Here is a 24,942-nt window from a genome sequence, read left to right as displayed (position 1 = left end):
TAACGTGATCCGAAAGGACGCGCAAGCGCAAAGGCCCCATGGACAGTAGGGTAGAAAATACGAATGCCCGGCAAGCGGTAACATCATCGTGACGTTTGAAGATTGGGCGTCGATTCGTCCGGCGTGATCGAGCGCGACGAAATTGCGAATGTTACCCGGACACCACCTGCTGGGCATATGAATGGCCCACGTCACTGACACATAAGCGTTCTATGACCTCTGTTCTTCTACTCGAAAATATCCACGACACCGCTGTCGCGCGTTTCAGCGAAGCGAAACTGGAGGTCGAGCGCCGCGCGGGCGCGCTCGCCGGCATGGATTTAACGAGTGCGCTTCAAGCGCATAACCTGGTCGGGATTCGTTCGGCAACGCATCTCAGGCGTGAGGAAATCGATGCCGCGCGTCATCTGCTCGCAATAGGCTGTTTCTGCATTGGAACGTCCCAGGTCGATCTGAACGCGGCCGCGAACGCAGGAATTCCTGTTTTCAACGCGCCGTTTTCGAACACACGCTCGGTCGCGGAACTGGTGATTGCCGAAGCTATCCTGCTGCTGCGCCGCGTGCCCGAGAAGAGCGTGCTGGCGCATGCCGGAACGTGGGCCAAGGGCGCAAGCGGATCGTTCGAGACGCGCGGCAAGACCATTGCGATAGTAGGGTATGGAAACATCGGCTCGCAGGTCGGCGTGCTTGCCGAAGCCATGGGAATGCGCGTGGTGTATTACGACGTGCAGGCGCGGCTCTCGCTGGGTTCCGCCCGCGCGGCACAATCGCTCGCCGACGCGGTCGCCCATGCCGACGTGGTGACGCTCCACGTGCCCGCAACGGCTCAGACGAGCCGCATGATCGATGCGACAACGCTCGCGTGCTTCAAACCCGGCGCGATCCTGATCAATGCATCGCGCGGTTCGGTGGTTGATATCGATGCACTCGCGCAAGCGCTGCAGGCGAAGCGGCTGGGTGGTGCTGCCATCGACGTATTCCCGGAGGAGCCCAAGACCAATGCGGATATCTTCAAGAGCGTGCTTCAGCATTTGCCGAACGTGATCCTGACACCCCATGTGGGCGGCAGCACGGAGGAAGCGCAGGAGAACATCGGGACCGAAGTCGCGACGAAACTCATTTCGTTTTTAACGACCGGCGACACCGTGGGTTCGGTCAATTTTCCGCATGTCAATCCGGGGCCGCTGGACGCGCCCGCGCGTCTGCTCAACGTCCACGGCAATGCGCCTGGTGCGCTGGCGACGCTCAACACGCGGCTTGCGGGGGAGGGGGCCAATATCGTCGCTCAGCATCTGCAGACGCAGGGCGAGACCGGCTACGTGGTAACGGATCTGGATAGAAGGCCATCCAGCGAGTTGATACAGATGCTGGCGTGCGAACCTGGCTTTATCCGAACGCGCCTGCTGGTCAAATAATCCGGCGCCGTGCAAGGGACCTGCGTTCTGCCGGGCAGCAGGCGCCGGTCCCGTCCAAGTGCATCATCAATGCCAAGGTCGGCCGCGTGAAGATGAGAATGACCGCGCTTCGTGTCGATAAGCGTCGGGGTGCTTAGCTTATTGCGCAGGGTCGCCTGACACGATGTGACTTAAGATCAGATTCCCGTATCACGCCCACTCGTAGCAAGCGCACCAAAGAGTTAGGCTTACTAATAATCCGTGCATGTGCCGGGCAGCCACGACCTGATACGATTTGCCATCGGCCAACGCGTCAAGAGATTGCGTAATTGGGCGCGTATGTTTCAAAAAATAAAAAGGCAAACATCTCACCCGGGTGCGCAACGAAGGACGAACCGCTCGCAGAGACGAGCGGTCCGGAATACCCTCACCAATAACCGTCAGATCGCCTTACCCGTTGCGGGCCTGCCATCGGTGGATGTTGTGCGGTCCTCGGCGCCGTGACGCAATCGCAGGCTGCATAGCGCTGCAATGAAAAGCGCTACGGCGAGGATCACCAGGCCGTTCATGGGATTGCCGGTCGACTGCTCGATCAGCCCCATGACAGTCGGTCCCACGAAGCCGCCCAGCAGGCCGCATGAGTTGACCAGTGCGAGTCCGCCGGCCAGCGCCGGGCCGTTGAAGCGCGACGACGGAAACGTGAAGATGATCGACTGCACCACAAAAAACATGAACGCGGATACGCACACGCCGAGCAGTCCGATGACCGGCGTCGAATACGCGGCGATCACGAGGCCAGCCGCCATCACGATCAGCCCACCGGTCAGGATCTGCCGGCTGCGGGAAGACGTGCTGGCGAAGCGTGGAACGGTGGCGGCGCCGATAGCCGCGGCGATCCATGGCAAGGCAGTCAGCACACCGATAGCGAAGGGCGAAAAATGCCCCGACGCACCAATGATGCCTGGCAAAAAGAAGATGGTCGTGTAGATGGTGAGCTGGTGGCAGAAGTACACGAAGATCGCGAGCCACACTTGTTTGTCGCCGATCACGCTGCGCAGCGAGTGGCTACCGCGGCCACCGCTTGCCTGGCTTTCGCGTTCAGCCGCGAGGCGGCGTTCGAGCCCTTCAGCCTGTTCCTTCGATAACCATCGTGCCGACGCAGGTCCATCCGGCAACACCTTCCACACGACGAACGCCAGCAATACCGCAGGCAGCCCTTCTACAACGAATAACCACTGCCAGCCGTGCCATCCGAGCAGGCCGTCGAGCTCGAGCAACGCACCGCCAAGCGGTCCGCCGACAATGTTGGCCAGACACACGCCGAGCAGGAAATAGCCCGTGGCGCGCGCCCGTTCCTCGCGATTGAACCAGTAGGTGAGGTACAGCATCACGCCGGGAAACAAACCGGCTTCGGCGGCGCCGAGCAGCAAGCGCAGCACGTAGAACGATGTTTCCCCACGCACGAACGCCATCGCGATGGAGAGCAGGCCCCAGGTGATCATGATCCGCGTGATCCACATGCGCGCACCGACCCGATGCATGATCAGGTTGCTCGGGATTTCGAGGAGCGCATACGACAGGAAAAACAAACCTGCGCCGAGCCCGTAGGCGGCAGCGGACAGGCCCAGATCCACGCTCATCGAATGCTTGGCGAGCGCGATATTCGTACGATCGAGAAAGCTGATCACATAGACTATGACGAGCAGCGGCATCAGCTTGCGGATCATCAACTGCGTGACGGCCGCGTGCGCGAGCGGCGTGGCGGACGGCGATTTTGCTAGAGGTCTTGACATGGAAAACTCCGATCAGGATCGACGGAACGCCGGGCGTCCGGTGAACAAGCGTTGAGCGCCTGGGGTGCATGAGGCGTGCACATCTGGACATCGGCGAAGCGGCCGCTTGTTGCCAATGTCGCCGCTTCCAGTGCTGCTGATGTTCTTTCCTTCGATCCGCATCGTCTTTGTCTCCTGCTGATTTTTTTGTTGTGAAAGTGAACAGGCCGGTGAAACCCAGCTCAGAAATTCACGTTGTCGGCGCCCTTGAGTCCGAGCATGGCGCGCGCTTCCTGCGGTGTAGCGACCTCGAGCGACAGCCCTTCAATCACCTGCCGGATCTTGCGCACTTGCGCCGCACTCGATTCAGCCAGCTGGCCGGGCCCGATCCACAGCGAATCCTCAAGGCCCACGCGAACATTCGCGCCTTGCGCCACGCCTAACGTCGCAAGCGGAATCTGGTTGCGGCCGGCGCCGAGAATCGACCAGACGTAATCCTTGCCGAACAGCCGGTCGGCGGTGCGGCGCATATGCATCAGGTCTTCCGGATGGGCCCCGATACCGCCGAGCAAGCCGAATACGCTCTGGATAAAGAACGGCGGTTTGGCGAGCTGGCGTTCGACGAAATGGGCCAGGTTGTACAGATGCGAAATGTCGTAGCACTCGAACTCGAAGCGGGTGCCGTTCGCGCCGCACGAAGTCAGGATGAACTCGATGTCCTTGAACGTATTCTTGAAGACCAGGTCGCGGCTGTTGGCGAGATGTTCGCGTTCCCAATCGTGCTTGAGGTCCTTGAAGCGGTCGAGCATCGGATACAGGCCGAAGTTCATCGAGCCCATGTTCAGCGACGCTATTTCCGGCTTGAAATGATGGGCGGGGCGAAGCCGTTCCGCCACGGTCATATGCGGACTGCCGCCGCTTGTCAGGTTGATGACTGCGTCGGTGTTGGCCTTGATGCGCGGCAAGAACTCCGAGAACACGGCCGGGTCTTGCGTCGGCCGGCCGTCCTTCGGATCGCGAGCGTGCAGATGCAGGATTGCGGCGCCGGCTTCTGCGGCGGCGAGCGCGGCATCGCCAATTTCCTGCGGCGTGACCGGCAGGTAGGGCGACATCGACGGTGTATGGATGGCGCCTGTCGGCGCGCAGGTAATGATGACTTTGCGGGTTGAGGCCAAGGTGAATTCCTTCAAGAATGGGAGAGCGAGAAAGCGTGTCAGAGCACTTCGACGTTGCCGCACACGGAGATCGACTGGCCGGAGATGCCGCTACCGCCCGGCGAACACAGGAACAGCGCGGTTGCCGCGATTTCTTCTTGCGTTGTCATGCGGCGCAACGAGATTTTTTCCAGATACTTCGCTTCCATCTCGGGGTAGGACAAGCCGAGCTGCTCGGCGCGAGCGGCAATCACGCGCTCCATGCGCGGCCCGCGCACAATGCCCGGCTGGATTGCGTTGACGCGAATGCCGTGCGGTCCCAGTTCGATTGCGAGGCTTTTGGTGAGGCCGACCAGCGCCCACTTGGTGGCGGAATAGGGCGTACGGAATGCATAACCGAGTCTTCCCGCCACGGAAGACATCGCGATGATCGCGCCGCCGTGCGTGGACTTCTTGAGCAGCGGCACCGCGAGGCGCGCGAAGTAAAACTGCGCGTTGAGGTTGATCGCGACGGTCTGCTCCCACTGCTCCACATCCATCTCATCGATACCGCCAGTCGGGCCTGCAATCCCCGCGTTATTGAGCAGCACATCGAGGCCGCCGAGCTTGCTTTCCACGTCGGCGAATACGCGGGCGACAGCGGTTTTATCGGAGACGTCAGCGAGCGTGGCGGAGATGGCTTCATTGGCCCGGTCCGAACGCAACGCGTCGAGCGCCTGCTGGCTCGCGTCGCAGACGTGCACGCGGGCGCCCGCTTCGGTGAACGCCCGGGCGATGACAAGGCCGATGCCTGAACCGCCGCCGGTCACCAATACACGCAAGCCCGAACGCGGTTGAAGCATGTTTAAAACGCTCATTGTTTTTCCTCTTCAGTCATGGTTCGGGCAACGTCAGGCCGCCTGACGTTGCCCCACTTGATTAGTGATCCTGATAGTTGAGCGAGCTGCGCAGCGCTCCCGGGCAGCCCACATTCACGACGAGGACGCGCCTGCGCGCCGTATCGTCGATAAAGCTAGTTGTGATGTGTGATCACACTTGCAGGCAAGTTTGGTCGTTGTCGGGAAGAATGTCAACGCGTAGTGACATAGGGAAAACGCTGAAGGAAGCGGGAAGGGAAGTCCCTGCGAGTCGCATGGTTGCGTGGTCCAATGGGCTGAATCGATCGGTTATATTCGTTACGGCGCCTAAGGCAGCCTTTTAATGTGGTCTCCAGGCAGCCGCTCAGGAACACAAGAAAATGCGATCGCTTATTCAACTCTGCGCCTGGTGTTTGTTGGCATCGATAGCAAGCCAGCCGGTGCTTGCCGACGACCTGCGCAGTAACCGCGGAAACGATCCGTTTTTCCAGATTTCCAAAGCAATTCCTGAGTGCCCGATCCCGCTGGGACCGTTAGAGACGGAGCAGGAATGGGTAGGCGAAGCGCATTACCGGATCGAGCGCGGTAATAGCTGCTGGGTGGAGGGTCAGTGTCGTTTGTCGAATTCGTATCGCTACGATGCCGAGATAGCCGAAGCGGTTCAACGTCGGCTCAGCACGATCAATATCGCCACACACTGGCGCGAACAATCATCGTTATGGCTGGTGCTGCAGCGCAGGTTTATCTACGTGCAAGGCTGTGTATCGCCCGCTTTCGACCGGGAGAAATTCCTCTCCGAGCTGGCGAAAACGGCGGATGTCGACAAGGTTATCGACAACATGACCACCGATCCCAAGACGAAACCTTTACCGTATCCACCCTTGGCACCATAAAGTCGAAGACCAGGAAAGGAGGTGAGATGAAGGTCAAGCGAATAGTCGCCAACATTGGCACGCAGGACGTTACCCAGGCCCGCCGTTTCTATCAGGACGTGCTGGGTCTGGACGTGCTGATGGATCACGGCTGGATTCAGACTTTTGGTTCCGGGACAGTCATGAGCGTCCAGGTCAGCGTGGCCTCGGAAGGCGGATCCGGCACGCCGGTGCCGGACCTGTCGATTGAGGTGGATGACGTGGACGCCGCCTTCGATCGCATGAAAGAAGCGGGTTTCCCCATTGAATACGGACCCATCGATGAACCCTGGGGCGTCCGGCGTTTCTATGTCCGCGATCCGTTCGGCAAGCTCGTCAATGTTCTTGCGCATACCTGAACTGACCACCTTGGCGAGCGACCGCGGCCTTCAACATCGAACCGCAAACCTGGAAACCTAGTACCCCTGCGGCACATTCGACTTGTTCCCTGCCAGCGGTGAGCCATAACCACCACTTTGCGCGTTATTGGGCAAGCCATTGCTCAACTGCGCGCGCGGATCGGTCGGATTCAGGTTCATCTCACCCGCTTGCCGATTGCCGTGCGTCGGATATTCGCTGCCCAGCGGCGCGTTCGGCATCAATCTCGTGCTGTTAGCCGGTGCGTGCAAGTCGTCATTCGGACTCAAACCCATGCTCGTGGTTTGCGCATAGACCGCTTGAGTGGCAAACGATGTAACGAGCACGGCTGCGCAAACCGATAAAACGCGTTTCAACCTAACGATGATGGTCATGACTGAACTCCCTGAGTAAGTGGGTTTTCGTGTCCTTGTCGTCTTGTCGCGTCAATCAGGCACGCGTTTTTATCGTGTCGCTTTCTTAAGCTTAGCCGCGCGTTTGGGCCGGTCATCAATAATTTTTGTCCGGGTTTTGTTCTTCAGTTTTTTCCATTGCTTGCATTCGTCCCTGGTTCGCAAGCAACCCGTGCATAGCCCGGTTTTGCCATCGAATTTGCAGATATTGATGCAGGGCGACTCCACAGCCATTACAAATCCAGTGCGCGTACGCTTTATTTCAACGCCATAAATCTCGCACGATGCATGCCCGTGGGCCTAAAACATAATCTGGATGGGGACAATAGGCGCGCCCCGTGCTGTGCATAAAAGGCAACCGGAGATCCGGCGATACCGGGTGCTAAGATTTGGAACACTTCGCTCGTTGCACTGTGCCCGACATACCGGCTTTTGCTTGACGACCATGCAGAAACCCCTTTTGTTTTCCACGCTAAGCCAGCTTGAATTCGAGCGGGCCGTGCTCGGGCGCGTCGTTGCAGGCATGCCGTTGCGCGAGGTGCTTGAGCATGTGGTGCATCGAGTGGAAAACCGCTCTGAACAGCCGTTGCGCGCCTCCGTGCTGCTCGTTGATGCCACAGGGAAGCGCCTGGTTCACGGCGCCGCGCCGAGTTTGCCCGATGAGTACAACCGTATCGTGGATGGCCTCGAATTCGGGCCGCTGATGGGGTCGTGCGGGGCGGCGGCGTTCCGCGGTGAGCCGGTGATTGTGGAAGATATCCAGACTGATCCGGTCTGGGCAGCGTTTCGCGATATTGCCCGGCAATACGACCTGCGCGCCTGCTGGTCCATGCCCATACACGCGGCCGACGGCCGGCTGCTCGGCACCTTCGCCAACTATTACTCGGTCCCGAAAACGCCATCGCCGGAGGAACTGGACGACATCGCGCAAGTGGCGAGCGTGACAGCGCTCGCCATCGAGCGCCATGCGAGTGACCGGGCATTGCGCGAAAGCGAAGAGCGTCTGCGTATCGCGCAGCAGGCGGGCGGGATCGGCACCTTCGAGATATTTCCGCATGACGGGCGGTTGGCGGTGTCCGAAGAACTGTGCTGGCAATGGGGTTTGACGCCCCGTCATGAATACCGTCTCGACGACCTGCTGGAACTCGTGCATCCCGACGACCGCGAGCGCGTACGCGCCGGCCATCTCGACATGCCTGCCGGTGCGCTCGATTATCTGGAGTACCGGATTCGTCGCCCCGACAACGGCGAGGAGCGCTGGATGGCTCGCCGTGGCGAAGCGATTGAAGACAGTGCGGGCGGTTTGCGTTATCTCGGCGTGACTTACGACATCACCGGGCATAAGCGCTTTGAAGAACGCCTGCGTGTCAGCGAGACGCAATTGCGGCGCCTGAACGATTCGCTGGCTGCCGAAGTCGACGCCCGCACCCGCGAGCGCAACAGCATCTGGCGCAATTCGCGCGACCTGTTCATTGTCGCGAGCAGCGCGGGCGTGCTGCGCGCAGTCAATCCAGCCTGGACCGATATTCTCGGCTTCCGCGAGGACGAGCTGATCGGCAAGTCGTTCGCGGAAATCGTTCATCCCGACGACGTGGAGGCCACCGAAGCCGCGCTGCTTTCGGCGGCCCGGTCGGGGCTGGTGCGGTTTGAGAATCGCAACCGTCACAAGGACGGCTCGTATCGATGGGTCTCGTGGGTCGCCGCGCCCGAAGGCGACGCGCTTTACGGCAACGGCCGCGACGTCACCAGCGAAAAGGAGACTCAGCGAGCGCTTCAGCAAACCGAGGAAGCGCTGCGCCAGGCGCAGAAAATGGAGGCGCTCGGGCAACTGACGGGCGGGATTGCGCACGATTTCAACAATCTCCTGCAAGGCATCACGGGGCCGCTCGAACTGATCCGCCGATACACCCAGCTCGGCCGGACAAACGACATCGACCGGTTCATTTCAATGGCGACCGGTGCGGCAAACCGGGCGGCATCGCTCACGCACCGGCTGCTGGCGTTTTCGCGGCGTCAGCCGCTCGACCCGAAGCCGGTGAACGCGGACGAACTGCTGCATTCCATCGACGATCTGCTCAAGCGCACGATGGGCGAAGCGATCGATACGCGCGTGGTGCCGAACCCGCACCTCTGGCTCACGCGCTGCGACGTGAACCAGCTTGAAAATGCGCTGCTGAATTTCGCGATCAACGCGCGCGATGCCATGCCGGAAGGCGGCCGCCTGACGCTTGAAACCGGTAACGCGGAACTCGGCCACGACTTCGCCGCGCGCCATCCGGATGTAGCCCCGGGGTCCTACGTGGTGGTATCGGTGTCGGATACGGGCGCGGGCATGCCGGCCGACGTCAAGGCGCGCGCCTTCGACCCGTTCTACACGACCAAACCGCTGGGCCAGGGCACGGGGTTGGGTTTATCGATGGCTTACGGTTTTGCGAAGCAGTCGGGTGGGATTGCGACAATCGACAGCGCGCCCGACGCCGGCACCACGATCCGGCTGTATCTGCCGCGTTTTTCGGGCGATCCGGGTACGCAGGAAATTGCCGGCGAACTCAACGAGGCGCATCGTGCGGCCGGGCGGCACGCGATCCTGGTGGTGGAAGACGACGAGTCTGTGCGTGAGCTCGTGTGCGAGATCCTGCGCGATCTGGATTACCAGGTGCTCGAAGCGTTCGATGGTCCGTCCGGATTGACCATCCTCAATTCGCCTGCGCGTATCGACTTGCTGGTGACCGACGTCGGGCTTCCCGGGCTGAACGGCCGGCAACTGGCGGACGCCGCGCGGGCGACGCGGCCCAGGCTGAGAGTGCTTTTCATGACGGGTTACGCTGAAGCGGCGACCCGCACGGATGGTTTCCTCGATACCGGCATGGAAATGATTACCAAGCCGTTCACGCTCGAATCCATGGCGAGCCGGATTCGCAGGATGGTCACGCTGGGCTTGACGGACGACTAACCCGGACGACTAGCCGTTACAGGGCGGCCCGTGCTCCTGTAAAGGCTCACCTTTTTTGTTCCCGCAAAGGCTCACCTTTCGGCGCAAATGGCATGTCCCTTGCTCAGACATGTCGATGTTCCTTCGATACCCGAGCAGCCGGACACCGGCTCATAGCACTCCAGACACGGAAAACGCGCGCCCGCACCGCGATCCTGCCCGGACCAGCGAGTGCGTTGCTGCCTTTGATCCGCACTGACCTTAACGTCCTGTATGTCCTTACCCCGTCACTAACGAGAACGATGTCATGAATCCAGATCCCGTGCCCCGTCGGCCGTCAACCACGGTCTTGCCGCCCGAAGGACCGGGTTTGCGGGCGCTGACATCGTTAATTACCGGTGTGGTCGTGATTTGCGTGTTGTATTTCGGCCGCGCGGTGCTGATTCCGATCATCCTCGCCGTTTTGTTGAGCTTTCTGGTCGCGCCGTTTGTCGACTTGTTGCGGCGGCTGAAGTTCGGACAGGTGCCGTCGGTAATCGTGGCGGTGCTGGTGGCGTTGTCGGTGCTGACCGCTGTGGGCGCGCTGATCGGCGCCCAGGTGGCGCAACTGGCCGGCGACCTGCCGCAGTATCAGGTCGCGGTGGAGCGCAAGATCGACGCCGTGCAGCAGAGGACCATCGGCCGGGCCGATGCATTTCTGGGGAAAGCGGCGACGGCGCTCAAGCGTCTTTCGCCGAATCGCCAGGACGAGATTCGCAAGAACGAAGAGAATCCCGCGGCCTCGCCTATCGATTCCCCGATGCCGGTCGAAGTGCACGAACCGTCGCCATCGCCCGTGGAGCTGGCGCAGCGATTTTTATCGCCGGTGATCAGTCCGCTGGAAACCACCGGCATCGTGCTGGTGGTCGCCATCTTCATCTTGTTGCAGCGAGAAGACCTGCGCGACCGGCTGATCCGGCTGTTCGGTTCGCGCGACCTGCACCGCGCGACCACCGCCATGGACGAAGCCGCCCGCCGGCTGTCGCGCTATTTCCTCGCGCAGCTCGGCATCAACATGGGCGTGGGCATTGTCATCTCGGTCGGGCTGGCGATCATCGGCGTCCCCGGTGCGTTGCTGTTCGGCGTGCTCACCGGCTTGCTGCGTTTCGTGCCGTACGTGGGTACCTGGATCGCGGCGTTGCTGGCCGTGGTGTTCGCGGCGGCCGTCGGACCCGGCTGGTCGATGATGATCTGGACCATCGTCCTGTTCGGCGTGACCGACGTGGTCGCGGGGCAGGTGGTCGAGCCGCTGCTGTATGGACATAGCACGGGACTTTCGCCGTTCGCGGTGATCGTTGCGGCGATTTTCTGGAGCTGGATCTGGGGACCGATCGGGCTGGTTTTATCGACGCCGCTGACCTTGTGCCTGGTGATTCTGGGGCGGCACGTGGACCGGCTGGAATTCCTCGATGTGCTGTTCGGCGACCGTCCGGCGCTGACGCCGGCGGAGAATTTCTATCAGCGGCTGCTCGCCAACGATCCCGATGAAGCGCTCGTGCAAGCCGAGTCGCTGCTGAAGGAGCGTTCGCTCAGCGCGTATTACGACGAAGTCGCGCTGGAGGGCTTGCGAATCGCGCACAACGACGTGTTGCGCGGAGTCGTGACCGCGGACCAGTTGCGGCGCATCAACGAATCGGCGATGGACATTGTCGAAGGGCTCGAGGAGGTGGAGGACGTGGTGATGGCGGTCAGGCAGGAGCAGGACCCGCCGGCCAGTCTGGAGATGTCCGATAACGAAGCCGGCATCCTGCACGAAGCACCGCCGTCTCACTTCGATGCCGCCCGCGAAGGCCATACGGCGTCCGTGCTGTGCATTGCCGGGCGCGGCGTGCTTGACGATCTGGCGGCGACTATCGCGGTGCAACTGTTCCGCAAGCATGGCCTGGGCGCGGATCTGGCGCCCTACGAGCGGTTTTCGCGCACGCGATTCGACGAGGTCGACTTGACGGGCGTATCGCTGATCTGCGTGATTTCGTTCGACGCCGCCGAATCGCCGCCGTATTTGCGCAATTTGCTGCGGCGTCTGCATCAGCGGGCGGCTGCAGCGGATCTGATCGTGGGATTGGTCCTGCCTGAGAGCGCGCTGGAAGGCGAGGCGGTGATTCGCAAGACCTCGGCGGCTACGTCGTTCAAGGAGTTGGTCGAGGCATGTGTGGCCGCGGCACGGCAGCAGTCCACCGACGGCGTTTCGTGGGAGGGCCTGAATCCGCCGGACGCGGTTGTGTCGGGAGAGGTCGAGAGCGCCAAGGGGAAGGCACCCATCGTTCCGGTATTGCGGGGGGCTTGAGAGTTTCGCTCGCGCCGTGGGTGGCGGCTGCCGGCCCGTCATCCCGCGCGCGAACGAATCAAACCCTTTTAGCGGTTTCCATCGAACAGGTCGTTCAACATCGTGTCGAACGCGGCTTGCGCTTCCTCCAACTCCTGGAGCGCGGCATCGAAGGTCTGCAATGCCATCTGCGACGGCCGGCCATCACCTCCCGGCGGAAAGTGCCCCTGCAACGCCGTGAACGCGGTCTGCACCTGCCGCGTGGCATTGACGATGCGCTCCATCGCCCGCGCTTCTTCTGTTCGATTGTGTTCGGCCGTCATCAGAGTCTCCGTTCTACGAACCCCGATAGTACCAACGGTTGCCACGGCAGGCACGCGCTCCGCTCATCGCATGCTTCACTGCGACGTCCACCCGCCATCAATCTGCAGCGCCGCGCCGCGCATTTCATCGGCGCCTTCCGAGCACAGGAACACGGCCAGCTTGCCGATCTGCTCCGGCGTAACAAACTGTTCCGACGGCTGTTTCTCTCCCAGCAACTTCGAGCGCGCAGCGTCCGGCGAAATGTTGTCGCGCGTCGCGATATCGTCGATCTGCTTTTGCACCAGCGGCGTCAGCACGAATCCCGGGCAGATCGCATTCACCGTCACGCCCGTGCGCGCGTTTTCGAGCGCAGCCACTTTCGTCAGGCCGACAATGCCGTGCTTGGCCGCCACGTAAGCCGATTTCCCCACCGATCCCACCAGTCCATGTGCCGACGCAATGTTGATGACGCGGCCCCAGCCGTTGTCGCGCATCCGGGGCAGCGCCACGCGCATGGTATGAAATGCCGAGCTCAGGTTGATCGCGATAATCGCGTCCCACTTGTCGACGGGGAAGGTATCGATAGTCGCCACGTGCTGGATGCCCGCGTTGTTCACGAGCACATCAACGGCGCCGAATTGCTCGATGGCGAAGGCGATCATTGCTTCGATCTCAGCGGACTTCGACATGTCCGCGCCGTGATGCACGGCCTTCACGCCGTGCTGTTCAATTTGCGCGATGGCGCTTTGAATGACGGAGGCGTCACCGAAGCCGTTCAACACGAGATTCGCACCGGCAAGCGCCAGCGCGTTAGCGATTCCAAGGCCGATGCCGCTCGTCGATCCGGTGACGAGCGCGGTTTTGCCGGCGAGCGGTGCTGCTGCGGATGAGGTCATGTGGGAAGTCCTGTGAGGGAGGAACGGGGAGGCAAAGCGGCTGCCGCAAAGTTTGCCAGATGCGGGTAAGGGACGTTGGTTTGCATCGACGGCTTTCGACGTGCGCCGCCGATGCAAATACCAAAAGCCTTAAACCAGTCCAGTCGTGTAATACACCGCGATCACGAAAAACACGGCCAGCGTCTTGATGATCGTCACAGCGAAAATGTCGCGATACGACTCGCGGTGCGTCAGTCCGGTCACGGCCAGCAGCGTGATCACCGCGCCGTTATGCGGCAGCGTGTCCATGCCGCCGCTTGCCATTGCTACCACGCGATGCAGCACGTCCAGCGGGATATGCGCCGCTTCCGCGCCTTTGATGAACGTATCGGACATGGCCGCCAGCGCGATGCTCATGCCACCCGACGCCGAACCCGTGATGCCTGCCAGCGAACTCACCGAGACAGCCGCGTTCACGAGCGGATTCGGGATGCTCTTGAGCGCATCGCTGACCACGATAAACCCCGGCAACGCCGCGATCACGCCGCCGAAGCCATACTCGGACGCGGTGTTCATCGCGGCGAGCAACGCACCGCCAACCGCCGCTTTCGTTCCTACCGCAAAGCGTTCGCGCACGCGACCGAAAGCGGTCAGCACAACCAGCAAAATGCCCAGCAGCAACGCGCCTTCCACGGCCCAGATCGCGACGACCGATTTGATCGGCGTGACGACGGGTGCATGAACACCCGGCAGCACGTCGGCAGCGACGGAATAACTCGCGCCGTACCAGACCGGGATCAGCTTGGTCAGCACGAAGTTCGCGACGCCCACCAGCACCAGCGGCGCAACGGCAAGCAGCGGATTCGGCAAGTGCGCGCTTTCCACGCGCTCAGGCTCGTTCACGAGCGACGTGCCGTAGCCTTCGCCCGTTGCCATGACTGAACGGCGGCGCCATTCCAGGAACGTCAGCCCGACCACGACGATAAACAGCGAGCCAATGGTGCCGAGCCACGGCGCGGCCCAACCGGTGGTCTTGAAGAAGGTCGTGGGAATGATGTTCTGGATCTGCGGCGTGCCCGGCAGCGAATCCATGGTGAACGAGAACGCACCGAGCGCGATGGCGCCGGGCATCAGCCGCTTCGGGATATTGCTCTGCCGGTACATTTCGGCCGCGAACGGATAGACCGCGAACACGACCACGAACAGCGACACGCCGCCATAGGTGAGCAACGCGCACACCGCGACAATCACCGCATTGACGCGCGTCTTGCCGATGTATCGAATAGCGGCGGCCACGATCGATTCGGAGAATCCCGACAACTCGACCACTTTGCCGAACACGGCGCCGAGCAGGAACACGGGGAAATACAGCTTCACGAAGCCGACCATCTTTTCCATGAAGATGCCGGAGAACACCGGCGCGACGGCGGCGGGTTCGGTCAGAAGGACTGCTGCGAGCGCGGCAAGGGGCGCCACCAGGATCACGCTGTATCCGCGATACGCGGCCAGCATGAGAAACGCCAGGGCCGCGAGGACGATGATGAACGACATTAAGTCTCCGTTAGTTGTTGTGGTGTTGTAAATCAGGTGCGCCCTCTATGCAGCATTCATGCCAAGGACCCGGAAGCGTTACCCAGCAAGGGAATACGGGTCCAATGCGCTCCATGCGTCTTGAATAATGTCTACCTATCGAGACAAAATCGGGACAACGCCCTGACGCAAAATTCGCCCGAACGGCCGGTCACATAATGTTTGACAGCCATCTTGCCGGATTTCCACATTTCGAGATATCCTGTCTCCATATCGAGAAAACCCCGCGAGACACTGGATGCACAACGACTGGACGCATGTCCCCGTCGATTACAGCGACGTTTTGCGTCGCGCGATGGATTCGCTTTTCAAGACCTTCGAGAATTTCAGCGAAGGCACGTTTATCGTCGATAAAGAATCGCGGGTTGTCTGGATCAACAAACGCTACGCGGCGCGCTTCGGGTTTTCGGACCCGCAAGAGGCGATCGGCCGCGATTGCGAAGCGGTGATTCCGAACAGCCTGATGCGCGAAGTCGTGACAACAGGCAAGCCGATCCTGCTCGATCTGTTGGAAACGGATCGCGAGCCGCTGGTTGTCACGCGCCTGCCGCTGAAGGACGATTTCGGCCAGACGGTCGGTGCAATTGGTTTTGCGCTCTTCGACGAAATGAAGGCGCTCACGCCGCTCTTTTCGCATTACTCGCGCGTGCAGCAGGAACTGATCGCGACACGGCAATCGCTCGCGCAGGCGCGGCGCGCCAAATACACATTCGCGAGTTTCGTGGGGACGAGCGCCGCGAGCCTCGATGTCAAGCGCCAGGCGCGACGCGCGGCGCAAGTCGATTCGCCCGTGCTGCTGTCCGGCGAAACGGGCACGGGCAAGGAATTGCTGGCGCATGCGATTCACGGCGCATCCACGCGCGCGGCGCGGCCGCTCGTGACCGTGAACGTCGCGGCGATTCCGGACACCTTGCTGGAAGTGGAGTTTTTCGGCGCGGCGGCGGGCGCGTACACGGGCGCGGATCGCAAAGGCCGTGTGGGCAAGTTCGAACTGGCCGATGGCGGCACGCTCTTCCTCGATGAAATCGGCGACATGCCGCTCGTGCTGCAGGGCAAGTTGCTGCGCGTGTTGCAAGAGAAGGAGTTCGAACCGCTGGGATCGAACCGGATCGTGCGCACGGATGTCCGGATCATTGCGGCGACGTCGGCGGATTTGCCGGCGCTGGTCGCCAGCGGCCGGTTTCGCGCGGACTTGTTTTACCGGCTGAACGTGCTGTCCATTCACGCGCCGCCGTTGCGCGAGCGGGCGGGAGATATCGAGGCGCTGGTGTACGCCATGCTCGAAGAGCTTTCCGCCGATGCCCGCCCGCGTCACGCCGGCCAGTTCGTGCTCCACGACGACGCACTGCGCGTGCTCGCCGCGTATTCGTGGCCCGGCAACGTGCGCGAGTTGCGCAACGTACTGGAGCGCGCGGTGATGTTGTCGGATAGTGAACATATCGATGCCCGCGCGCTCGGCGCCTTCATGGGTACAGAGGCGTCGCCGGAATCCGCAGGCATGCCCGAAGAAGCCGATATGACGTCCTACGCCGAAGCCATGACGGGCTTCGAAAAGCGTTTCCTCGCGGAAGCCCTGCGTGCAAGCGGCGGCCGCGTGGCCGAGGCGGCGCAGCGGATTGGCATTGGCCGGGCGACGATGTACAAGAAGATCGTTGCACTAAGCATAGACGTTTGAACCACGAGCAAAAAACATGAGCAAAGACACGAACAAGATGGTGTTATCCCGCGAGCACGAGGCGCTGGCCATCGACCAGTTGCAGCGGCTGGCGCAAGAACGCTTCGACGCGCGGTTGGGTCAGTTCGAGGCGAAGGAATGGCTTGATGAGTTATCGAAGATCATTGGCGCGCATTTCTACAACCAGGCACTCGCCGATGTAAAGGCGAAGATCGATGCCCGCGTCGAGATGATCGACAGCGACATCTGGGGGCTTCAGAAGTAGCGCGAACGTATCCGGAAAGATGCCCGGAGAGCGCAGGATCCGCGCTCCAGGGAGGCAAGCAGAAAGCTCCGCGTGGCATACTCGCGGAATCAATAAAAACAGCGTTAAAAGGGGTTCCGGATGAAGATTTCCAGCGTACGAGCATCGCGTTTTCTGGCGCTGTTGCCGCTTGCGGCTGCGGTGTCGGTGTTGTCTGCGTGCAGCAGCGCGCCGCCGCTTTTTTCATCCGATGGCCGCCCGACCAGCATGATCCAGTGCCCGACTAACGGCGGCTGGAGTAATTGCCAGGAAAATGCCCGTGCGTTGTGCGCAGGCAGTTACGACGTCCTCGATCAAAGCAGCGACAACGGCCAGAACAGCCTGTTGATCGCGTGCAGGGCGAAATAAGGCCCGCCCTTGTTTCATCCAGGCCAAGGCTCTAGTTCCGCGCCGGGTGCGCGGGCAGATTGAGCAGCAGGCGAATCAGATCGACCTGACGATTGGTCGCCGTCTTCTGATAGATCGCCTGCAATTGCTTGCGCACGGTGTCGTGCTGCACGCCGATTTTCCCGGCTATCTCCTTGGGCGTGCGCCCTTCCGCGATATGACAGGCCACGCGGCACTCCGCCGGCGTCAGGTCGAACGCGCTCGCGAGCAGATCGGGATCGACAATAGGCGGTGAATCCGGGTGATAGAACGTGATCAGCGCGGCATGCCCGCGGCTCATTGCGACCGGGTGATAAAACACGTATAGCGCGTCTTGACCCGCAGGCTCCCCGTGGGGTTCTTCCGTCAGCCGACGCATTCGATACACCGGCGCCATGTCTGCCGCCGCGCCGCATTCATCCAGAATCCGCCGTTGCGCCGCGCCTTGCAATTCAAGCAATCCGTCGACAACCTGAATCAACCGGGTCCGTCCCAGCATCTGGGTGGCTGCGTCGTTAAAGCGGAGCACCTTCCCGTTCAGTGCGACGAGCATGGCCGGTTGGCGCCATTCATCGAGAAAGGGAACACGGGCGAAAAGCTCGGGCGTCGCGAAATAATGTGCGTCCTGAAGTTGTGCAGCGCGCGAAAGATGCGGCATCAGGCGATCGAGCCAGCGTGGCTCCGACTGAGTGAGCGCCTCCCCCTCCGATACAAACTCGCAGACCAGCGTGATCAGCAATTCGCTGGTATCGAGAATATGCCGGTTTGAAATATGTCCCGACGCGCTTATGTTCGCGGAATCAGCACGCTTCTGATCCGATCTGAAGCGCGCAAACGATTCAATTGAATTCTTCGCCACTTCCGCCGGCCGATATCCGGAGGTGTTGTAATAATCCGTATTCTCCGGATATCCCACATTTTCGGAATGCAAATTAGCAGGTTGCTTATTGCTGACGGTTATCCAGACTGCGCGGGCGCCAATCAAGCCGGCAATCGCAGTACATACAGCGTGCCACGCGCGAGGACGCGCAAGCGTTTCGTATATAGCATTGACAGCCTGATCGTATTGGTCGCTTTCAAAAAGCATCCATTTCCTCCTGTCATGCGGATAATTTGCCGATCCGAAACGCCGGCTTATTGCATTTTTACTGTTCCGCATTTGCGGAATATACAGCACCCCGCATGTTTCGATACTCTGCAGGAAGTCCTTCCTGGGCCTGTGCTGCCTCCTTCCGGCGGCCCGGGCCGCGCATTGTTCGAACTCATGGCATCCAGTTTATGACACCGGAAACGGTTATCTGTTCCGTATGTCACTTAGAATTCGTTTCATAAAAAGTAAAAATAACATCTACCTTGGAGTAGTGAATGAATCACCGGCAAATAGAAACGGATATTCTCCATCTGGAGCAGGTAATCGGAAGAATTTCCGCTGATGACCGCATCCCATTGTCTTACTGGCGTAACCGGGTTGATTTGGTCGCATCCTCTGCGCTTGTGCCCGCTCAGCAATCCCGCATGCAGCGAGTCAACGACCGGCTCGAACAGCTCGAGGCCAGTATCGGATTGAACTGCTCGCTGGTTTAAAGCGGGTGTAAGATTTCGATGGTCTGATTTTTCCCGTTTTGTGTCATGGAGTTACAACCCGAGGTAACTCTTCCCCTGGAGTCCCATTTCAGGCGTGCTTAAATGATGTGCTGAGAAATGCGTACCAAGAGGGATATTGAATGTCAGACGCGGGATTCAGCACCACGCGCCTTCAGCGCACTCGTACCGCGATGCAGCAGTTCGTCGAGACCGGTGACGTTGCCGGCTGTGTCACCCTGGTCTGGCGGCATGGCGAAATAGCCCGGGTCGACACGCTGGGCCACAGCGACAGCGACACCCTCACGCCCATGACACGCGACACGCTGTTTCGTATTGCTTCCATGACGAAACCCGTGACAAGCGTCGCTGCCTTGATGCTGGTGGAGGAAGGCCGCATCGCGCTCGATGACCCGGTGTCACGCTGGTTGCCCGAACTGGCCAATCTCAAGGTGCTCACCGACCCCTCCGCGCCGCTCGACCGTACAGAACCCGCCCGTGTACCCATCACGTTGCTGGATCTGCTCACGCACCGCGCCGGGTTCGCCTATCACTTCACCGCGTTCGGCGCGTTAGCCGGCGCTTACGGCAATATCTTCAACGACGTCGATGCATCGGTTGATCCTGGCGCATGGCTGAACCGCGTGGCCGAGCTGCCCCTGATGTTCCAACCCGGCACGCGCTGGCACTACGGCATTTCCACCGATGTCCTCGGCGCGCTGATTCAGCGCATTAGCGGGTTGTCGCTTGAAGCGTTCTTCCGTACGCGCATCTTCGAGCCGCTGGCAATGGCGGACACGGGCTTCGTGGTGCCGCCCGAAAAACTCGCGCGCTTGTCGGTGGCCTATGCCGTTGATCCCGCTACGCGACAACGCGTGGTGGAAGATCATCCGGCATCGAGCCGCTTTGCCAAACCCGGGCGTTTTCAAAACGGCGGCGGCGGTCTTGTTTCCACTGCCGACGACTATCTGCGTTTCGCGCGCCTGCTGCTCGGCCGCGGCCGTCTGCAAGGCGATGCCGATGAACGCGCGCGCGGTCCGCGCCTGCTGTCGCATCGGTCGGTCGACCTCATGCGCACGAATTTTCTGTCGCGTGATCAGCGCCGTATTCCGGCGTTCGGCCAGATCGCGTGGGCGGGCCAAGGGTTTGGATTGGGCCTGGCTATCGTGGACGATCCTGCGCAACAACGCACACTCGGTTATCGTTCCGTGGGTTCGTTCGGCTGGCCCGGCGCGTTCGGCACAAGCTGGTTCGCCGATCCGGTGGAAAACATGATCGGCATCATGCTGATCCAGCGACGCAGCCTGGAACCCTTTCCGATGGCAGCCGTGTTCGAGCGCCATCTGTATGACGCCATCGACGACTAAGCGGTGACGAGTAAGAACCGATGACTGGCGTTATCACGCCATCTCCAATTCGGGCACATGCCGAACCCAGAGAGCAGCTTATGGCCACCTACAAGCAACTGACCGCCCAACTCGAAAAACTGCATAAGGAAGTTGCGATTGCGCAGCAGAAGGAAATCGCGGTTGTGATCGAGGATATCAAGCGCAAGATCGTTGACTACGATCTGACCGCCGAAGAGCTGGGCTTTTCCGCGAGGCGCGGCAAGCCGGCCAGAAAGGCGCCGCTGCCGCCGAAGTATCGCAATCCGAAGACCGGCGAGACATGGAGTGGGCGCGGGCGCCCACCCGCATGGCTGGCAGGGCGCAACAAGGAACGCTTCCTGATTGATGCTTGAACACCTCCCGCGTGAGCTTCGAAAAAGTTCACGCGTGATGGGTTCAATGCGGGGTTCAATGCAGCGTCTCCCGCAACAAGGTCACGTCGTAGCCGAGCGCGCGTGCGCGATTGACCAATGCCGTGCGTTGCTCAGCCGATGGCTTCGCTTCACGCGTCAGGATCCACAGGTACTTGCCGCTCGGTTCGCCGACGATGGACCATGTGTAGTCATCGGCGTGATCGAGCACCCAGTAGTCGCCCACGTAGAACGGTCCGAAGAACGACACTTTGAGCTTCGCGTTGTTCGTTTCCGGCACGATCTTCGCCTTCCCTTCGGACGACCTGAATGCTCCATTCACTCCGCCGTCCCGACATGAATTGATGATGGAAACCAGCCCGTCATCGCGTTTTGCATAGTTCGCCGTGACCGCTTCGCAGCCGCGTTCGAAGCGGTTCTCATAGCGTGCAAATTCGTACCATTGGCCCAGGTAACGATCGAGGTCGACCGGCTTCGCAGGCTCGGGCACCTGCGCGTTGCCGCTCTTTTTGCCGCCAGCCTTGGTGCTTGCGGCCAGCAGTCCCAGTCCGCCGATCACCAGCAAAGCCGTTGCGCCGATGGTGACGGATCGTTTGAATTTCATGATGGTCCTCGTTGTGTTGAAGCGGCATTTAAGCGGTAAGCGTCGCTGTATGAGCAAGCTTCGTTCCGTTGCTTTGGGTCCCGCATAGCCTCACCTATAGCGTGATGAAGTCATCGGAAAGCATTGGCAGCAAGCACTTAAAGCTCACCTTCACCTGTATCAACTGTTTTAACAACAGGCCGCAACTCATTGATAGAGAACACTTTAATGTGGCGCATGCAGCATGCTGCAAGACTCGCTCGAAGCACTTCATGTGCTTTCTCAACATCGAAGGATCACCCTCCCGTATAACCTCACCTATCGCGTCACTCGCTTCACGCTCGGGCAAGCGGAGTGTCGAGTCCATGTCACGCATCACCCATACGAAACGCAATGAAGATCTCCAGCCGACATAGAAGCGAAGCCGTGAAAGCCTTATAGATAAAGGATCACAGCGGTATACCTCAAGCACTTGCTGAGGCATGGTTAGCTCTTCGATCTAGTTAGCGATACTTGAAAAAAGCCTTAAGCGTGAGTTTTTGCCGGGTCATGCAACTCACCTCGCGCGGCTCCCGAAATCGCTCACCTTTATAAAGTCCGCTCTGCGGCAAGCGGATTCAGCCGCTATGCTCTTGGCCTCGTTCACTTGGCTCCGTTGCTCATGTCGTCGCTGGTCTCATCGCTTTTCACCCCGCTTCTGAGAATCATTCTTCCTGTGTTCGCGTTGATCTTCGCGGGCTACGCGTGTCGCAAGACTAATCGGCTAGGGCCGAATGCGTCGTCGGAACTGAATCGATTCGTGGTCTATCTGGCATTGCCCGCGCTGCTCTTCGACATCATGGCGACCACGCCGTGGCATGCGCTCGATCAGCCTGCGTTCATAGCAGTGTTTGGTCTGGGTGCGGGCGGGATATTCCTGCTGACGGTGCTGGTTCGATTAAAGCAATCACGTCATCTCGCCGATGCCAGCCTCGACGGTCTCAACGCCGCGTATCCGAATGCGGGTTTCATCGGCTTGCCGTTATGCGCGCTTGCCTTCGGTCACGCGAGCCTTGCGCCCGCGGTGATTGCCACGATCATGACGGTGTGCGTGCTGTTCGCCGTGGCTATTGTGCTGATCGAACTGGGGCTGCAGACGGAGAAGAAGTTTGTCGCCACGCTTGGCAAGGTGGTCAGGTCGCTGGTCACCAATCCGTTGTTGTTCGCGCCGTTCGCGGGGTGGCTATGCAGTGGAGCGGGACTCACTATCTCGGGTGGTGCGGACACGTTTCTCAAGTTGCTGGGCGCAGCGGCAAGTCCGTGCGCACTCGTTGCGCTCGGGCTGTTCCTCGGCGAGAAGTCAGAAGGCGGCGCGGCGAAAACCACCACGATGCTGGTCTTGGCCAAGCTCACTGCACAACCGCTGCTGACGGGGTGGCTGGCGTTTCATGTGTTCGCGTTGCCGGTGTTGTGGGCGAAGACCGCCGTCATACTCAGCGCGTTACCCACGGGGACGGGGCCGTTCATGCTGGCGGAGTTTTATCGGCGGGAAGCGGCAGTGACGTCCAGCGCCATTCTGTTTTCCACGGTCATCTCGCTCGTCACGGTCACGGTGTGCCTTGCCGTGTTGACCTGATCGCGGACATCGCAAGACCCGGTTATGGTGAAACCGGAAGCGGATGATTCATCTGTTTCCCGACCACGCGACCACGCATGGGTTCGTGTTCGGCGTTTCAACATTCAAATGGCAAGGCATCGATCTGAGTCATGCATCTCGCAGCGCGATTGCAAGCGCCCGGTCGCGCTAACTGTCGTTGGGGCACCCATCGGCGGAAAGTAGCTATTCGCGCCGTTTTCGACCAGTCTGAAGAGCCGATCCCAAATGCTGTCCGGGTCGTGGGAATGCGGAGGGGACTCCAATTTACCGTTCTCCGGTCCGTCCGTTACGTTCAATATAAGGAACATAATGGCTCATTACGATGTTTTTGTTCTGAATATTGAACATTAATCAACACTGCGATAATGTTTCATATAGAATACGTTAAGACGGAAATGTCCGTTAATGTAAGGTATATTGAACATGAATCTTGCTGAATTGGGCGAAGCCTTCAAGCGGGCCAGAATCGAGGCGAATCTGACTCAGGAGGAGGTCGCGCGGCGAAGCGGCGTTCAGCGTGCACGCATCAGCCTTTTTGAAACGGGCGCGTTGGCCGAGCTGGGGGCCGTCAAGATGATGAGCCTGTTCAACGCAGTGGGACTTGAGACGTTCGTGCGGCCGGCTGGCCATCGGCGGACGCTTGATGACGTACTGAGCGAGCCGGATGAAGATCGTGCTCCCATCTCACGGAAGCGGGTACGGCTGGGCGCGAGCCAGCAGCTCATGAAAACCGGTACCGGAAAGGCTTCCCAATGAGCGGACCGGTCCTTGACGTTTACGTTGATTCGAAGCTCGTTGGTACGCTGACGGAAGAAGCCGGCAGCGGTGTGTTCACTTACCTGCCTGACGTTCCGGCTGAGCGCCTCGTTTCGCTGCTGATGCCGGTTCGCGCCGAATCCTATGTCTGGAAAAAGGGACTACATCCGTTTTTCCAGATGAACCTCCCCGAGGGCTACAAGAAAGATCGCATCCGCGAAACACTGGGTCCCCATGCGGATGTGACTGATATGGGTCTGCTTGCCCTGACGGGAGCGAACAGTATTGGGCGTGTTCAGGTCGTGCCGCGCGGCACCTCGCCTGAAGTGGCTGGTGGTCACGCGAAAATCTCGGATCTGCTCGCGTCCGCTGACTCGCGCGAGAACCTCCTGCATCTTTTGGACGAGGGGGTTACAGAGGGCATTTCGGGTGTCATGCCGAAGGCGCTGGCCAGACCCGAGGACAAGGCAACCGTCTGGACGGAGGAATTCATCCTGAAGACGGGCTTCGACGATATTCCGTGGCTATCCGTCAACGAATACCTTTGCCTCGAGGTCGCGCGCCAAGCCGGACTGGAGGTTCCAGAAACGAGGCTCTCGGATGACGGTCAGGTTCTCGCTATCCGCCGATTCGACCGCACGAAAGACGGGAAGTGGCTGGCTGTCGAAGACTACTGCGCGTTGAAGGGGCTGGATCCTATAGAGAAGTATCGCAAGGGAAGCCTTGAAGACCTGGCTAAATTGACACAGGAGTTCAGCCGCGGTGACAACGTCAAGGAAAGCGCCCGCAAGCTCTTTACGCTGCACCTCGTGAACATTGCGCTGAGAAATGCGGACGCACACCTGAAGAATTTCGCCGTGACGTATACCAGCGCAGAGGATGTCCACCTGGCCCCCGTCTATGACATCGTCACGGTTACGGTCTATCCGCGTTACAGGACGAACCTTCCAGCGCTGCCTCTGTACGGCAAGCGCGTATGGGCGTCCGGCAAAGCGCTTGCACGTTACGGCGGCGCGTGGCTAGGCCTGACTACCGCCGACATGACGGATAGGGTGGAGCACGTCACTGCGGCAGTCCAGGGCGTCGTGCCTCTTGTACGAGAGTGTGTCGATCGTTTTCCAGGATTTCAGGAAGTGGCCAAACGAATGCTCGATGCCTGGGGGCAAGGTCTTGAAGACATCCGGCCCGATGCCAAACCCGGCAAGAGCCTCCCTGCGCCCCTGCGTGAGCAGGCTGGACTCTCAGACTCAAATGGGCTGGAACGCAAGGAAACCAATCCATATGCGAACCCAGACGGGGCCTTCTCGCACAAGGCACGTTAGACGCCCAAGCGGTTGCGGCCCCTGGGTGGAACCGCCCACAATCTGAGCGACTTTCCGACACATAACGCAGCATCAGCAATCGAATCCGCCGCGTTGC

24 protein-coding genes are annotated in these 24,942 nt (G+C 60.3%); 14 read left to right on the top strand and 10 right to left on the bottom strand.

Annotated elements, in window-relative coordinates; genetic code table 11:
- Nucleotides 1–194: 194 nt before the first annotated feature.
- Nucleotides 195–1,415 (top strand): phosphoglycerate dehydrogenase, encoded by a 1,221-nt coding sequence (serA, locus tag ACSQ36_RS30970; RefSeq protein ID WP_436184984.1) that lies wholly within the window; start codon nucleotides 195–197, stop codon nucleotides 1,413–1,415.
- A 419-nt stretch (nucleotides 1,416–1,834) separates the two neighbouring features.
- Here the strand turns inward: serA and ACSQ36_RS30965 are convergent, their stop codons facing one another.
- The 3 genes from ACSQ36_RS30965 to ACSQ36_RS30955 all read right to left on the bottom strand — a co-directional run bounded on the left by ACSQ36_RS30965 (nucleotide 1,835) and on the right by ACSQ36_RS30955 (nucleotide 5,177).
- Complete coding sequence (locus ACSQ36_RS30965; RefSeq protein WP_436184890.1) at nucleotides 1,835–3,187, bottom strand: MFS transporter; 1,353 nt, start codon at nucleotides 3,185–3,187, stop codon at nucleotides 1,835–1,837.
- 221 nt (nucleotides 3,188–3,408) lie between these two features.
- Entirely contained in the window at nucleotides 3,409–4,341 is a 933-nt protein-coding gene (locus tag ACSQ36_RS30960) for a 3-keto-5-aminohexanoate cleavage protein (RefSeq protein WP_213764318.1), read from the bottom strand.
- Between the two features lie 38 nt (nucleotides 4,342–4,379).
- On the bottom strand, nucleotides 4,380–5,177 hold the full coding sequence (locus tag ACSQ36_RS30955) for an SDR family oxidoreductase (RefSeq protein WP_436184889.1): 798 nt from the start codon (nucleotides 5,175–5,177) through the stop codon (nucleotides 4,380–4,382).
- Nucleotides 5,178–5,557: 380 nt separating this feature from the next.
- Here ACSQ36_RS30955 and ACSQ36_RS30950 point away from each other — a divergent pair, with 380 nt between their 5' ends.
- Together ACSQ36_RS30950 and ACSQ36_RS30945 are read left to right on the top strand one after the other, a co-directional pair.
- Nucleotides 5,558–6,070, top strand: a complete 513-nt coding sequence (locus ACSQ36_RS30950; RefSeq protein ID WP_436184888.1) for a hypothetical protein — start codon at nucleotides 5,558–5,560, stop codon at nucleotides 6,068–6,070.
- Between the two features lie 26 nt (nucleotides 6,071–6,096).
- Nucleotides 6,097–6,447, top strand: a complete 351-nt coding sequence (locus ACSQ36_RS30945; protein WP_436184887.1) for a VOC family protein — start codon at nucleotides 6,097–6,099, stop codon at nucleotides 6,445–6,447.
- 57 nt (nucleotides 6,448–6,504) lie between these two features.
- Here the strand turns inward: ACSQ36_RS30945 and ACSQ36_RS30940 are convergent, their stop codons facing one another.
- Both ACSQ36_RS30940 and ACSQ36_RS30935 read right to left on the bottom strand, forming a co-directional pair.
- On the bottom strand, nucleotides 6,505–6,840 hold the full coding sequence (locus ACSQ36_RS30940) for a hypothetical protein (protein ID WP_436184886.1): 336 nt from the start codon (nucleotides 6,838–6,840) through the stop codon (nucleotides 6,505–6,507).
- Between the two features lie 69 nt (nucleotides 6,841–6,909).
- The gene (locus ACSQ36_RS30935; protein WP_213764313.1) at nucleotides 6,910–7,092 is read right to left on the bottom strand and encodes a DUF1289 domain-containing protein; all 183 of its coding nucleotides are present in this window, start codon (nucleotides 7,090–7,092) and stop codon (nucleotides 6,910–6,912) included.
- A gap of 211 nt (nucleotides 7,093–7,303) precedes the next feature.
- On the opposite strand from ACSQ36_RS30935, the gene ACSQ36_RS30930 reads away from it, so the two are divergent.
- Together ACSQ36_RS30930 and ACSQ36_RS30925 are read left to right on the top strand one after the other, a co-directional pair.
- Nucleotides 7,304–9,811: a PAS domain-containing protein gene (locus ACSQ36_RS30930; protein ID WP_436184885.1), complete on the top strand. Its 2,508-nt coding sequence runs from the start codon at nucleotides 7,304–7,306 to the stop codon at nucleotides 9,809–9,811.
- 286 nt (nucleotides 9,812–10,097) lie between these two features.
- Nucleotides 10,098–12,116, top strand: coding sequence for an AI-2E family transporter (locus ACSQ36_RS30925; protein ID WP_436184884.1), 2,019 nt, complete (start codon nucleotides 10,098–10,100; stop codon nucleotides 12,114–12,116).
- Nucleotides 12,117–12,184: 68 nt separating this feature from the next.
- On the opposite strand, the gene ACSQ36_RS30920 is transcribed toward ACSQ36_RS30925, so the two are convergent.
- The 3 genes from ACSQ36_RS30920 to ACSQ36_RS30910 all read right to left on the bottom strand — a co-directional run bounded on the left by ACSQ36_RS30920 (nucleotide 12,185) and on the right by ACSQ36_RS30910 (nucleotide 14,824).
- On the bottom strand, nucleotides 12,185–12,418 hold the full coding sequence (locus ACSQ36_RS30920) for a hypothetical protein (RefSeq protein WP_158939805.1): 234 nt from the start codon (nucleotides 12,416–12,418) through the stop codon (nucleotides 12,185–12,187).
- Between the two features lie 75 nt (nucleotides 12,419–12,493).
- On the bottom strand, nucleotides 12,494–13,294 hold the full coding sequence (locus ACSQ36_RS30915) for a 3-hydroxybutyrate dehydrogenase (protein WP_436184883.1): 801 nt from the start codon (nucleotides 13,292–13,294) through the stop codon (nucleotides 12,494–12,496).
- A 129-nt stretch (nucleotides 13,295–13,423) separates the two neighbouring features.
- Nucleotides 13,424–14,824, bottom strand: a complete 1,401-nt coding sequence (locus ACSQ36_RS30910) for a GntP family permease (RefSeq protein ID WP_213764309.1) — start codon at nucleotides 14,822–14,824, stop codon at nucleotides 13,424–13,426.
- Between the two features lie 277 nt (nucleotides 14,825–15,101).
- Here ACSQ36_RS30910 and ACSQ36_RS30905 point away from each other — a divergent pair, with 277 nt between their 5' ends.
- The 3 genes from ACSQ36_RS30905 (at nucleotide 15,102) to ACSQ36_RS30895 (ending at nucleotide 17,190) form a co-directional block, all read left to right on the top strand.
- Nucleotides 15,102–16,538, top strand: coding sequence for a sigma-54 interaction domain-containing protein (locus tag ACSQ36_RS30905; RefSeq protein WP_436184882.1), 1,437 nt, complete (start codon nucleotides 15,102–15,104; stop codon nucleotides 16,536–16,538).
- A 16-nt stretch (nucleotides 16,539–16,554) separates the two neighbouring features.
- A complete protein-coding gene (locus ACSQ36_RS30900; RefSeq protein ID WP_213764307.1) occupies nucleotides 16,555–16,803 on the top strand; it encodes a DUF2164 domain-containing protein in 249 nt (82 codons plus the stop codon).
- Nucleotides 16,804–16,923: 120 nt separating this feature from the next.
- Complete coding sequence (locus ACSQ36_RS30895; RefSeq protein WP_255631336.1) at nucleotides 16,924–17,190, top strand: hypothetical protein; 267 nt, start codon at nucleotides 16,924–16,926, stop codon at nucleotides 17,188–17,190.
- A gap of 31 nt (nucleotides 17,191–17,221) precedes the next feature.
- Here ACSQ36_RS30895 and ACSQ36_RS30890 read toward each other — a convergent pair whose 3' ends face one another.
- Nucleotides 17,222–18,295 (bottom strand): helix-turn-helix transcriptional regulator, encoded by a 1,074-nt coding sequence (locus ACSQ36_RS30890; protein ID WP_436184881.1) that lies wholly within the window; start codon nucleotides 18,293–18,295, stop codon nucleotides 17,222–17,224.
- 278 nt (nucleotides 18,296–18,573) lie between these two features.
- On the opposite strand from ACSQ36_RS30890, the gene ACSQ36_RS30885 reads away from it, so the two are divergent.
- The 3 genes from ACSQ36_RS30885 (at nucleotide 18,574) to ACSQ36_RS30875 (ending at nucleotide 20,530) form a co-directional block, all read left to right on the top strand.
- Nucleotides 18,574–18,792 carry a hypothetical protein gene (locus ACSQ36_RS30885; RefSeq protein WP_436184880.1) on the top strand — a complete coding sequence of 73 codons (219 nt, stop codon included), beginning with the start codon at nucleotides 18,574–18,576 and terminating at the stop codon, nucleotides 18,790–18,792.
- A 140-nt stretch (nucleotides 18,793–18,932) separates the two neighbouring features.
- Nucleotides 18,933–20,156 (top strand): serine hydrolase domain-containing protein, encoded by a 1,224-nt coding sequence (locus ACSQ36_RS30880; protein ID WP_436184879.1) that lies wholly within the window; start codon nucleotides 18,933–18,935, stop codon nucleotides 20,154–20,156.
- Nucleotides 20,157–20,236: 80 nt separating this feature from the next.
- Nucleotides 20,237–20,530 carry an H-NS histone family protein gene (locus tag ACSQ36_RS30875; RefSeq protein ID WP_213764386.1) on the top strand — a complete coding sequence of 98 codons (294 nt, stop codon included), beginning with the start codon at nucleotides 20,237–20,239 and terminating at the stop codon, nucleotides 20,528–20,530.
- Nucleotides 20,531–20,585: 55 nt separating this feature from the next.
- Here the strand turns inward: ACSQ36_RS30875 and ACSQ36_RS30870 are convergent, their stop codons facing one another.
- Complete coding sequence (locus ACSQ36_RS30870; RefSeq protein WP_436184878.1) at nucleotides 20,586–21,152, bottom strand: lipocalin family protein; 567 nt, start codon at nucleotides 21,150–21,152, stop codon at nucleotides 20,586–20,588.
- 640 nt (nucleotides 21,153–21,792) lie between these two features.
- On the opposite strand from ACSQ36_RS30870, the gene ACSQ36_RS30865 reads away from it, so the two are divergent.
- The 3 genes from ACSQ36_RS30865 (at nucleotide 21,793) to ACSQ36_RS30855 (ending at nucleotide 24,845) form a co-directional block, all read left to right on the top strand.
- A complete protein-coding gene (locus ACSQ36_RS30865; RefSeq protein WP_213764302.1) occupies nucleotides 21,793–22,746 on the top strand; it encodes an AEC family transporter in 954 nt (317 codons plus the stop codon).
- Nucleotides 22,747–23,190: 444 nt separating this feature from the next.
- Nucleotides 23,191–23,523, top strand: coding sequence for a helix-turn-helix transcriptional regulator (locus ACSQ36_RS30860; protein ID WP_436184877.1), 333 nt, complete (start codon nucleotides 23,191–23,193; stop codon nucleotides 23,521–23,523).
- On the top strand, nucleotides 23,520–24,845 hold the full coding sequence (locus ACSQ36_RS30855; RefSeq protein WP_436184876.1) for a type II toxin-antitoxin system HipA family toxin: 1,326 nt from the start codon (nucleotides 23,520–23,522) through the stop codon (nucleotides 24,843–24,845). The genes ACSQ36_RS30860 and ACSQ36_RS30855 overlap by 4 nt, the downstream gene beginning before the upstream one ends.
- Nucleotides 24,846–24,942: the final 97 nt, after the last annotated feature.

It is taken from the genome of Caballeronia sp. LjRoot34 (assembly GCF_964253815.1).
Lineage (GTDB): Bacteria > Pseudomonadota > Gammaproteobacteria > Burkholderiales > Burkholderiaceae > Caballeronia.
This window is presented reverse-complemented; position numbering and strand designations above follow the sequence as displayed.

Excerpts from the sequence above, each read along its gene's own strand:
- ACSQ36_RS30880 (WP_436184879.1), top strand. The coding sequence starts at position 18,933 with ATGTCAGACGCGGGATTCAGCACCACGCGCCTTCAGCGCACTCGTACC.
- ACSQ36_RS30945 (WP_436184887.1), top strand. The coding sequence starts at position 6,097 with ATGAAGGTCAAGCGAATAGTCGCCAACATTGGCACGCAGGACGTTACC.
- ACSQ36_RS30900 (WP_213764307.1), top strand. The coding sequence starts at position 16,555 with ATGAGCAAAGACACGAACAAGATGGTGTTATCCCGCGAGCACGAGGCG.
- ACSQ36_RS30890 (WP_436184881.1), bottom strand. The coding sequence starts at position 18,295 with ATGCTTTTTGAAAGCGACCAATACGATCAGGCTGTCAATGCTATATAC.
- ACSQ36_RS30940 (WP_436184886.1), bottom strand. The coding sequence starts at position 6,840 with ATGACCATCATCGTTAGGTTGAAACGCGTTTTATCGGTTTGCGCAGCC.
- ACSQ36_RS30855 (WP_436184876.1), top strand. The coding sequence starts at position 23,520 with ATGAGCGGACCGGTCCTTGACGTTTACGTTGATTCGAAGCTCGTTGGT.
- ACSQ36_RS30905 (WP_436184882.1), top strand. The coding sequence starts at position 15,102 with ATGCACAACGACTGGACGCATGTCCCCGTCGATTACAGCGACGTTTTG.
- ACSQ36_RS30930 (WP_436184885.1), top strand. The coding sequence starts at position 7,304 with ATGCAGAAACCCCTTTTGTTTTCCACGCTAAGCCAGCTTGAATTCGAG.
- ACSQ36_RS30965 (WP_436184890.1), bottom strand. The coding sequence starts at position 3,187 with ATGTCAAGACCTCTAGCAAAATCGCCGTCCGCCACGCCGCTCGCGCAC.
- ACSQ36_RS30925 (WP_436184884.1), top strand. The coding sequence starts at position 10,098 with ATGAATCCAGATCCCGTGCCCCGTCGGCCGTCAACCACGGTCTTGCCG.
- ACSQ36_RS30875 (WP_213764386.1), top strand. The coding sequence starts at position 20,237 with ATGGCCACCTACAAGCAACTGACCGCCCAACTCGAAAAACTGCATAAG.
- ACSQ36_RS30870 (WP_436184878.1), bottom strand. The coding sequence starts at position 21,152 with ATGAAATTCAAACGATCCGTCACCATCGGCGCAACGGCTTTGCTGGTG.
- ACSQ36_RS30860 (WP_436184877.1), top strand. The coding sequence starts at position 23,191 with ATGAATCTTGCTGAATTGGGCGAAGCCTTCAAGCGGGCCAGAATCGAG.
- ACSQ36_RS30955 (WP_436184889.1), bottom strand. The coding sequence starts at position 5,177 with ATGAGCGTTTTAAACATGCTTCAACCGCGTTCGGGCTTGCGTGTATTG.
- ACSQ36_RS30950 (WP_436184888.1), top strand. The coding sequence starts at position 5,558 with ATGCGATCGCTTATTCAACTCTGCGCCTGGTGTTTGTTGGCATCGATA.
- ACSQ36_RS30910 (WP_213764309.1), bottom strand. The coding sequence starts at position 14,824 with ATGTCGTTCATCATCGTCCTCGCGGCCCTGGCGTTTCTCATGCTGGCC.
- ACSQ36_RS30920 (WP_158939805.1), bottom strand. The coding sequence starts at position 12,418 with ATGACGGCCGAACACAATCGAACAGAAGAAGCGCGGGCGATGGAGCGC.
- ACSQ36_RS30865 (WP_213764302.1), top strand. The coding sequence starts at position 21,793 with ATGTCGTCGCTGGTCTCATCGCTTTTCACCCCGCTTCTGAGAATCATT.
- ACSQ36_RS30895 (WP_255631336.1), top strand. The coding sequence starts at position 16,924 with ATGAAGATTTCCAGCGTACGAGCATCGCGTTTTCTGGCGCTGTTGCCG.
- ACSQ36_RS30915 (WP_436184883.1), bottom strand. The coding sequence starts at position 13,294 with ATGACCTCATCCGCAGCAGCACCGCTCGCCGGCAAAACCGCGCTCGTC.
- ACSQ36_RS30935 (WP_213764313.1), bottom strand. The coding sequence starts at position 7,092 with ATGGCTGTGGAGTCGCCCTGCATCAATATCTGCAAATTCGATGGCAAA.
- ACSQ36_RS30885 (WP_436184880.1), top strand. The coding sequence starts at position 18,574 with ATGAATCACCGGCAAATAGAAACGGATATTCTCCATCTGGAGCAGGTA.